This is a genomic window from Flavobacterium sp. (assembly GCF_039916025.1).
Lineage (GTDB): Bacteria > Bacteroidota > Bacteroidia > Flavobacteriales > Flavobacteriaceae > Flavobacterium.
Window position 1 is genome coordinate 25,324 of the sequence record NZ_JBDSMB010000002.1, and the last position, 8,934, is coordinate 34,257.

General features: G+C 34.9%; 7 protein-coding genes. 3 read left to right on the top strand and 4 right to left on the bottom strand.

What is annotated here, in order from left to right; translation table 11 throughout:
- Positions 1-61: 61 nt before the first annotated feature.
- Genes pepT through ABIQ27_RS00130 form a run of 3 tightly spaced genes read left to right on the top strand, consistent with a single transcriptional unit; the run spans position 62 to position 2,831 of the window.
- Complete coding sequence (gene pepT / locus ABIQ27_RS00120) at positions 62-1,342, top strand: peptidase T (protein ID WP_348030902.1); 1,281 nt, start codon at positions 62-64, stop codon at positions 1,340-1,342.
- A gap of 23 nt (positions 1,343-1,365) precedes the next feature.
- Positions 1,366-1,944 (top strand): DUF1801 domain-containing protein, encoded by a 579-nt coding sequence (locus ABIQ27_RS00125; RefSeq protein WP_348030903.1) that lies wholly within the window; start codon positions 1,366-1,368, stop codon positions 1,942-1,944.
- Between the two features lie 50 nt (positions 1,945-1,994).
- The gene (locus tag ABIQ27_RS00130; RefSeq protein WP_348030904.1) at positions 1,995-2,831 is read left to right on the top strand and encodes an alpha/beta hydrolase; all 837 of its coding nucleotides are present in this window, start codon (positions 1,995-1,997) and stop codon (positions 2,829-2,831) included.
- Here the strand turns inward: ABIQ27_RS00130 and ABIQ27_RS00135 are convergent.
- The 4 genes from ABIQ27_RS00135 to ABIQ27_RS00150 all read right to left on the bottom strand — a co-directional run bounded on the left by ABIQ27_RS00135 (position 2,826) and on the right by ABIQ27_RS00150 (position 8,913).
- Entirely contained in the window at positions 2,826-6,398 is a 3,573-nt protein-coding gene (locus tag ABIQ27_RS00135; protein ID WP_348030905.1) for a T9SS type A sorting domain-containing protein, read from the bottom strand. The genes ABIQ27_RS00130 and ABIQ27_RS00135 overlap by 6 nt on opposite strands.
- Before the next feature lie 98 nt (positions 6,399-6,496).
- Entirely contained in the window at positions 6,497-6,769 is a 273-nt protein-coding gene (gene yajC / locus ABIQ27_RS00140) for a preprotein translocase subunit YajC (protein ID WP_348030906.1), read from the bottom strand.
- A gap of 10 nt (positions 6,770-6,779) precedes the next feature.
- Positions 6,780-7,691, bottom strand: a complete 912-nt coding sequence (nusB, locus tag ABIQ27_RS00145; protein WP_348030908.1) for a transcription antitermination factor NusB — start codon at positions 7,689-7,691, stop codon at positions 6,780-6,782.
- A 115-nt stretch (positions 7,692-7,806) separates the two neighbouring features.
- Entirely contained in the window at positions 7,807-8,913 is a 1,107-nt protein-coding gene (locus ABIQ27_RS00150; protein WP_348030909.1) for a Glu/Leu/Phe/Val dehydrogenase, read from the bottom strand.
- Positions 8,914-8,934 lie beyond the last annotated feature (21 nt).

The window sequence follows — 8,934 nt, forward strand, 5'->3', positions numbered from 1 at the left end:
CAACTCGTAATTCCTAATTGGTAATTCGTAATTAATTATATTTGCTTAAAAATATAATCAAATGCAAAATATTATCGACCGCTTTGTAAGCTATGTCACTATCGATACCGAGTCAGATCCAAATTCTGATACTACACCAAGTACCAAAAAACAATTTGATCTAGCCAACAAACTGGCAAAAGAACTAAAAACCATAGGTCTGAAAGAAGTCACAATTGACAAACATGGTTATATCATGGCGACCTTGCCTTCGAATGTTGACCATGATGTCCCAACAATAGGGTTCATTTCCCACTTTGATACAACTCCGGATTTTACTGGTAAAGATGTAAAACCACAAATATGGCCTAACTATGATGGTGGCGATATTGTTTTAAACAAAGAACAAAATATCGTTTTATCTCCTAATTATTTCAAAGATTTATTGCTTTACAAAGGACAAACATTAATCACAACGAATGGTTTGACGCTTCTTGGTGCAGATGATAAAGCTGGTATCACCGAGATTGTAACGGCTATGGAATATTTGGTTAGCAATCCGCAAATAAAACATGGAAAAATCCGTGTGGGTTTCACACCTGATGAAGAAATTGGTCGCGGTGCTGATTTATTTGATGTTAAAAAATTTGGCGCTGATTGGGCTTACACCATGGATGGCAGTCAGATTGGCGAATTGGAATACGAAAATTTTAATGCGGCCGGAGTAAAAATTATCTTTAAAGGGAAAAGCGTGCATCCTGGTTATGCCAAAGGGAAAATGATAAACTCCATGCTTATTGCACATGAATTTATAAATGAATTGCCAAAGCATGAAACTCCGCAGGAAACTAAAGGATACGAAGGGTTTTTCCACGTAACAGGGATTTCGGGAAGCATAGAAGAAACCAAACTTGATTTAATCATTCGTGACCACGATATGAAAAAATTCAAAAAACGCAAAGAACTAATTCATGATATCACCAAGAAATTCAATAAGAAATTCGCAAAACAATTTGGTGAAGATATCGTAATTACGACTGTCAAAGACCAATATTACAACATGAAAGAAAAGGTCGAACCGGTAATGTTTATTGTTGATTTGGCTGAAAAAGCCATGAAATCGCTAGACATCAAACCATTGATAAAACCTATTCGTGGTGGAACTGATGGTTGCCGTTTATCTTATATGGGTTTACCATGTCCGAATATTTTTGCCGGCGGTCATAACTTCCACGGAAAATACGAATATGTTCCTGTAGAAAGCATGCAAAAAGCAATTGATGTCATCATCAAAATTGCAGAACTTACGGCTACTACTGATTTTTCTAAAACAGAGAAGAAGAAAAAGTCTAAGAAAAAATAGTGATTAGTAATTAGTGATTAGCCATGGAAGAAAGAAAAACTTGGGATAAAACTAATCAATGGGAAAATGAATTGCGAATACTTCGTGAAATCATTCACAAAACCGAGTTGGTGGAAACCAATAAATGGGGCGGCGAAGTCTATACCGTTAGCAACAAAAATGTGTTGGGCATTGGTGGTTTCAAGAACTATTTTACCATTTGGTTTTGGAATGGTGTTTTTCTAAAAGATGAAGCCAAAGTTTTGGTTAATGCCAATGAAGGTGTAACTAAAGGATTGCGTCAATGGCGTTTTACTTCGGGTGCTGATGTTAATGAAAAAATGGTTTTACATTATATCAATGAAGCTATTGAGAATGAAAAAGCCGGACTTGCAATAAAACCTGAAAAGAAAGAAGCAATGAAATGTGATTTCTTTGAAGGCGAATTGAAGAAAGACAGTAAACTGAACGCTGCCTTTGAACAGTTCAGTCCATATAAACAAAAAGAGTTTTGGGAATTTATGGCGACTGCCAAACAGGAAAAAACCAAAATCACAAGATTAGAAAAAATCAGACCTATGATTATGGATAACATAGGCTTGAACGATAAATATAGAAATTAATAATATCACTACACATGAAAAATGGTTTTCTTTTTGTACGCAAACACAAGATGAAAACTATTTTTTTTTCATTGATACTTTGCTATTTGATTTTTTGTCAATCGTGCATGAGGATGCGCATGACGAGCAAAGAAACCAAGTCTTTTTTTACCGCATCAAAAACAGATTACATTGATTCTTCTTTGGAAATTGATGGTTTCACTATTCATTATATAGAAACCGGAAATAGAAATGCGTCGACTTTATTCTTTGTGCATGGCTCGCCGGGAAGTTGGGATGCTTACAAAGATTATCTAAAAGACAGTTTGCTCCTATCCAAGTATAGAATGATTGCTATCGACCGGATTGGATTTGGTTACAGCAATTTTGGTGAAGCCGAAAACTTAAAAACGCAGAGCTACATTATTGAAAAATTCACAAAACAAACCGCTAATGGGAAACCGATTTGTCTTATTGGACATTCGTTAGGCGGACCAACGATTGTGGAAATGGCTGCAGAGAAACCTAATGATTATCAAACTTTGGTTATTCTGGCCGGTGCTGTTGACCCAAAGGCTGAAAAACCTGAAAAGTGGCGTGCTATCATCAAAGCAAAACCAATTCGATATATAATTCCGGGTGCACTTCGTCCTGCTAACGATGAATTGTGGTGGTTGAAAAGTGATTTAGTCGATTTGAAACCAAAGCTGCAAAACATCACATCGAAAGTAATTATCATTCATGGCACCAAAGACCCGCTGGTTCCTTACAGCAATGTAGCATTTATGAAACGGGAATTTGTTAATGCCAAATCGCTTGAAATCATTTCCATAAAAGACGCCAATCATTTTATTCCGTGGGAACATTTCAATGAAATTCGGGATATGCTATATAAACTGGAGTTATAATTTAATTAGTTTAAAACACTTCACGCCGTCTGACGATTTTAGTCTTATAAAATAAATACCTGTTTCTCCCTTAATATTGGAGCTGATTTCGGTTACATTGTTAAACTTCTCTTCAGAAACAATTTTACCTGTTATATCTGTTACAACCATTACAATATTTTCAAATGCAGTATGCAACTTGATACTGAATTCGCCTGTTGTTGGGTTTGGTACAACACTAAGGTTATCGAATAATGAATTACTAATGTCATTATTACTAAGTGTTGAATCATATCTTAGAATTCCACAGCTTTCTGTGAAGCGAAGTATTGTCCCGTCACGCTCATTTAATGTTGGAAGAGGATTCCCAAAATCTATATAACCGCTGGCACTTAAATAATATCCGGTATTTTTAGCCAAATAGAAATAATTTCCATCTCCTTTAAAAAAACCTCCAGTATCAATAAAGTATAAGGCATCGGTATTATTTCCGTTTGCAATTATTCTTTTCAGATTACCTGATTCATCATATACAGACATAAAATAATCAGACGCGTTAATAGTCAAATTATAGTTGTTACCATTTGTACTGTCAAAAGTACCTGAAGCAGTAATTACACTATTATTCTTAAACCTTCCAATAACAAAAACTTCATTCCCTGCTTTAGTGATTTGTTCTCCATAACCATAATAAGTGTGTCCGGCACCTCTTATCCACTGGCAGATTCCGGCAGCGTTAACTTTGGCAACAAAGTATGGCCCTTGAGTCGTTGATGTATTTGTAGCATTGGTGTTCCGAAACACATAAGTATAATTTATTGGTGCGTTCCAATTTTGGCCAGTACCATTTGAACCTGTAAAGTATACCGTACCGTCATTTTCAACAATCATATCATAAAGTCGATTTCCATCATTAGGATTACCAACAGTATTCACGGTTCCGCTTTGAGTCAGCCAAACGATTTGACCGTTCGTATTCAATTTTACTATTCCTATTTTGCCGCCATAACCACCACCTCCATAAATAATCTGACTTACATTACTGCCTGGTCTATAAATTCGGGCATAAATGTCATAACCCATTGAGATATAACTATTGTTAGTACTATCAAACCCCAGATCGTAGAATTCTCTGATATTAGCAGATTCTAAACGGACTTTTGTATCCCAAATTATAGCTCCCAGCGGAGATATTTTAATAATTTCGTTGGTAGCTTCCTCATCCATCGGTGTTGTTTGCTGCCCAATTAATTGTCCTATAACTCCATTAAAATATAGTTGTGGACTAACATAATTAGTAACAAAATCAGAAAGAGCTGTGATATTATTATCATGGTCAATTGCCAATTTTATAAAACCAAAAACATAATTCTGCATATACCAGATAATCTCGCCTTTAGAGTTTAATTTAATTAAATAGTATCTTTTGGTAATTCCAATAGGGGTTTGAGCTAAATCGGTCACATGCCCGGCATTATCATAAAATTTTCCAGATCCTCTTCCCGAAACATAAATATCTCCGTTTGAATCTTCGGCACAAGAATAAATAACATCCTCATTTGAGTTAATAGTGGTTGTATTAACATTATAAACAACCCATTTTAAAACTCCATTTCTGTCATGCTTAGCTAAATACCCGCCTTTTTTTCCGCTCAAATTAAGTGTAATTCCGTAATTAGAATCAAAAATTTCATTATTATATGTACCACATGTTAGAAAACCATTTGAAATGGGAACCATTTGCGAAATATCAGGATTATAATAACCAGGCCAAGCTGGGTCGGTACTGTTATTTGTTAATAGAAAACAATCATCTTGTACCGCTGGTGTTTCATATATATAAGGAATATTTTCTGTTACTGTATCATGACAGCCGTTATTAGACCATGAATGTAGTGAAGTAGTAGCCTGCCCTGGAACAGTAAAGCTCGATTGAACATCGGGAAGCGTAGAAGTTGAAACTGTAGCACTTGGACCAAATTGCCATTCGAAATTTTGTGAATCTACTGCATTTTGATAAAAATCAACTGGTTCATTTACTTCAGCATTAATCAAACCTGAATGAAAATCAGCTTTTGTTTCCTCTACAGTGATTAAAAAATTACCGAGAAATCTAGTACCACAGTTAGCTAAATTATTTTTTGCATATAAATAATAATTACCTGTAACGTCAATCATGCCTGTTGTAAAAACTAAATTTCCTCCTATGCTTATTTGACTTTGCCCAAAATTTGAACCCGGTTGTCCTTCTAATTTCAGGCTATATATAACATTTGGCTCAGAATCATTAATCTGGATTTGAATAGATTCCTGCTTACAAAGAATGTTATCACTAATTGTAAATGTCTTATTCACAGTTGGAACAGGAACAACGGTAATGGTTTTTGCATCCGTATTGTGAACACCACCATAAGAATTTGCTACATCCACCGTTATATTGTATGAACCAGCGGCGGGAAAACTATAATTAAAAGCTCCTGACCCTGAATGAAATAATACTCCGTTGGAATACCAACTAGCTGAGGATAAACTACCACTAATAAGAGAAAAACTGACACTTCCCGGGTAACATCCTCCATCAGAAATGATTTTCACATACGGTTTTGCATATCCGCCACCGTTACTAGTTCTAAGAATTACACCATTATTGCCAAAAGCATATACATAATAAGGATCTCCATCATAGTAAGCTGGATCCCAAAATCCATTAATATGATAATCCAAAGAAGTAATCTGCCACTCTAAAACCTGTGTATCAAAATTAGTGGTGTTAGTTCTATAAATGCCATGATCTGTGCCAACATAATATTGGAAAATACAATTCGCGTCTAAAGGTGTTGTGAAATTTGTATTTGAAGTTGTAAGTCCGGCAGTAAAATCTAATTTCAAATAGTTGTCGTCTCCAACAGAATAAATATTGTATAATCCTTTATTAGTTGCACCAGGTGTAACAATTTCTGTGTTGTTGGAAAGAGAAGTTCCACTAAATTGTGTCTGTCTAACTTTTCCCAACGATCCATATTTAAACAATGTCCCGCTGGAAGTATTGTCGCAAATTGATATCAAATCATCAGTGGTTCCCGTACTTAAAGTAGTAGCAGCACCGGTAGAAAAATACACCATCAAACCATGATCTCCAACCGCGAGATATTTGGTACTTGATGCAGCGTATGCAATTTGATTTAATTTAGAATTATCGGGGCCTGTATACGTTATTGAATAAGCCATTGAAGGAACTGAAAATCTAAATATTTGAGCTCTGTTCGTTAATGTGTTCTGTCCACATGCGAAAACATATCCCGTATTTGTCTGAACATTATAATTGCTGAAACAATGCGTAAATTTAGTGTTTTCGTAAATCAATGAATTAGCTGCATTATCCGTGATTTGAAATCTTGTCCAGCTGCTTGCTCCTACACCTCCATTTGTTGTATAATAAATCCCATGCTCACCACAGGCTAATCCATTAATTTGTAAAAAAACAAGACCGGTGAGATTATCGTTAATTCCTGTATTGATGTTTTCCCACTGAGCGTAGGAAATAGTTGTGCTGAAGAAAGCGGCTAAAAAAAAGGCTAAATATCTCATCAAATGTTGGTTATAATATTTTCAAATATAAACTAATCTTTGAAAAATTAACAAAAAAAGGCACTTTAAAAGTGCCTTAAAAATAGTTTAATCTATTCTTATTTTTTATTCGCCGCTGCTGTCAATTCTAACGAAATAGCAGAACGCTCAATTTTAAGTTTTCCCGACATGGTTTCAATTACCGCTGTTGCTTCTGTTAGCTCGGAAATTTTTCCGTGGAAACCACTTTTAGTAATGATTTTATCGCCTACTTTTAAACCACCTTCAAATTCTTTTTCTTGCTTAATTTTCTTTTGCTGTGGTCTGATCATAAAGAAATAAATAACCACAAACATTAGTAAAAACGGCAAAAACTGACCTAATTGTCCCATAATAATAAATTTAATTTTGAATTAATCCTCTTCCTGTTTTTTGAATTTTATTTTCGCTTTGAAATTCTTTGACCAAATTGTCTAAAATTCCATTGATAAAGATGCTGCTTTTTGGTGTTGAATATTCTTTGGCTAATTCCAAATATTCGTTAATTGTCACTTTGACCGGAATTGATGGAAATTTTAAAAACTCACAAATAGCCATTTTCAAAATGATCGTGTCTATTTCCGCAATTCTGTCTGCATCCCAATTTGGTGTTTTGTCGATGTATTCTTTGGCCAATTCGACTTCATTCAGCACCGTTTTTCTGAACAACAAACTCACAAATTCCTGGTCTTCCTGGTCTTTGTACAATTTGATTACTCTGAATTCAGCTGTTTCTGAAATCTGTTTTAATTGTTTTTGAATCTGAGTATTCACTAACGGAATATCATCAATCCATGTCAATTTATTGTCCTCTAAATATTCGTATAACTTCTCATTTGGAGCAATCAATTCGGTAAACATATCCACCACAAATTCTTTATCTTCTTCAAAAGAACTCTTTTTAGTGCTCATGTATTTTTGGTACAACGGACTTTGCTTTATTTCATTAAGCAAAATCAATATATAGTCATCGTTCATCGACCAATTGTTGATTTTTCTTTTTTCTAAAGCAATGCTCAACGAATTGTTTTCTTCTAATAATTGAAGAACCGCGTTGTTGACAAATTTTCTGTTGGGATTTTTTTCTTCCGGTGTAGCCAAATGTTTTTTGCTCGAAGCTTCTAAAAAGACAACTTCCTTTTTTCTGATTTCAATCAGTGAAGACATCATGATTAAATACAAATCCTGAATACTATCGATACTGTGAAGCAAAAATTTCTCTTCTTTTTCAATATCATCAGAACTTTTTTGATGCAATGCATAAATGGATTGCATTACTTTTACCCGGATATGTCTTCTGTTTAACACCTGTAAGAACTTTTTAAATTAACAAAGCGAAAGAAAATCTTTCGCTTTGCAAAAATAGTAATTATTTTATTTTGAAATGGCTTTATTTAGCAGCGTTTTCTTTTTTTCTTTGGGCAATTCTGTTTTCGGCAATTTGCATAGCTGCTTGCTGCGTTGTCATATTGTTTTTATCCGCAAAACTGAAAATCTCAAGCGTTGTATTGTAGATGTTTTCTGTTTTTCTGATTGCTTCACCTTCAGCATACTTAACCAACTCACCGTAAACATTGATGATTCCACCAGCATTTATCAGGAAATCCGGAGCATAAGTAATGCCTCTTTCTCTTAATATTTGTCCGTGAACAGCTTCAACCGCTAATTGATTATTGGCAGCACCAGCAATTACTTTGGCTTTGATTTTATAAACTGTATCATCATTTATTGTTGCACCTAAAGCACAAGGCGAATAAATATCAACATCAGCGCTGTAGATATCAGCACCTGTGAAAATTTGGGCACCATATTTTGAAACCATAGTTTCCATTTTGTCCTGGTGAATATCCGAAACAAAAACAATTGCTCCTTCATTTGTCAAATGGCTGATTAGAGTTTCTCCAACGTGACCGTTTCCTTGTACCAAAACTTTTTTTCCAGCTAAACTATCCGAACCAAATTGATGTTTGGCTGCTGCTTTCATTCCCATATAAACGCCATAAGCAGTTACTGGTGAAGGATTACCTGAACCACCTTTTTCAATAGAAATTCCAGTAACAAATTTAGTTACTTCATGAATTCTATCCATATCTTCAGTCGTAGTCCCAACGTCTTCTGCTGTGATGTATTTTCCGCTAAGCGAATTTACAAACTCTCCAAAACGCGTAATCAATTCCGGAGTTTTATCAGTTTTGGCATCGCCAATAATTACGGCTTTCCCGCCACCAAGATTTAAACCTGTTATTGCAGATTTATAAGTCATTCCGCGTGAAAGACGTAAAACATCATTCAAAGCTTCCCATTCGTTCGCATAATTCCACATTCTCGTACCGCCAAGTGCTGGTCCCATAACTGTATTATGGATTCCAATAATTGCTTTTAATCCTGTATCTTTGTCATTACAAAAAACAATTTGTTCGTGATTATCAAAAGATAGCTGACCAAAAACGGGATCCATTTTTTTAAGCTCTGCCGGTGTAGTGATTTCTGATGTCATTTTGTAAAATGTATTAATTAA

Excerpts from the sequence above, each read along its gene's own strand:
- ABIQ27_RS00125 (WP_348030903.1), top strand. The coding sequence starts at position 1,366 with ATGGAAGAAAGAAAAACTTGGGATAAAACTAATCAATGGGAAAATGAA.
- ABIQ27_RS00130 (WP_348030904.1), top strand. The coding sequence starts at position 1,995 with ATGAAAACTATTTTTTTTTCATTGATACTTTGCTATTTGATTTTTTGT.
- yajC (WP_348030906.1), bottom strand. The coding sequence starts at position 6,769 with ATGGGACAATTAGGTCAGTTTTTGCCGTTTTTACTAATGTTTGTGGTT.
- ABIQ27_RS00150 (WP_348030909.1), bottom strand. The coding sequence starts at position 8,913 with ATGACATCAGAAATCACTACACCGGCAGAGCTTAAAAAAATGGATCCC.
- nusB (WP_348030908.1), bottom strand. The coding sequence starts at position 7,691 with ATGCAATCCATTTATGCATTGCATCAAAAAAGTTCTGATGATATTGAA.
- pepT (WP_348030902.1), top strand. The coding sequence starts at position 62 with ATGCAAAATATTATCGACCGCTTTGTAAGCTATGTCACTATCGATACC.
- ABIQ27_RS00135 (WP_348030905.1), bottom strand. The coding sequence starts at position 6,398 with ATGAGATATTTAGCCTTTTTTTTAGCCGCTTTCTTCAGCACAACTATT.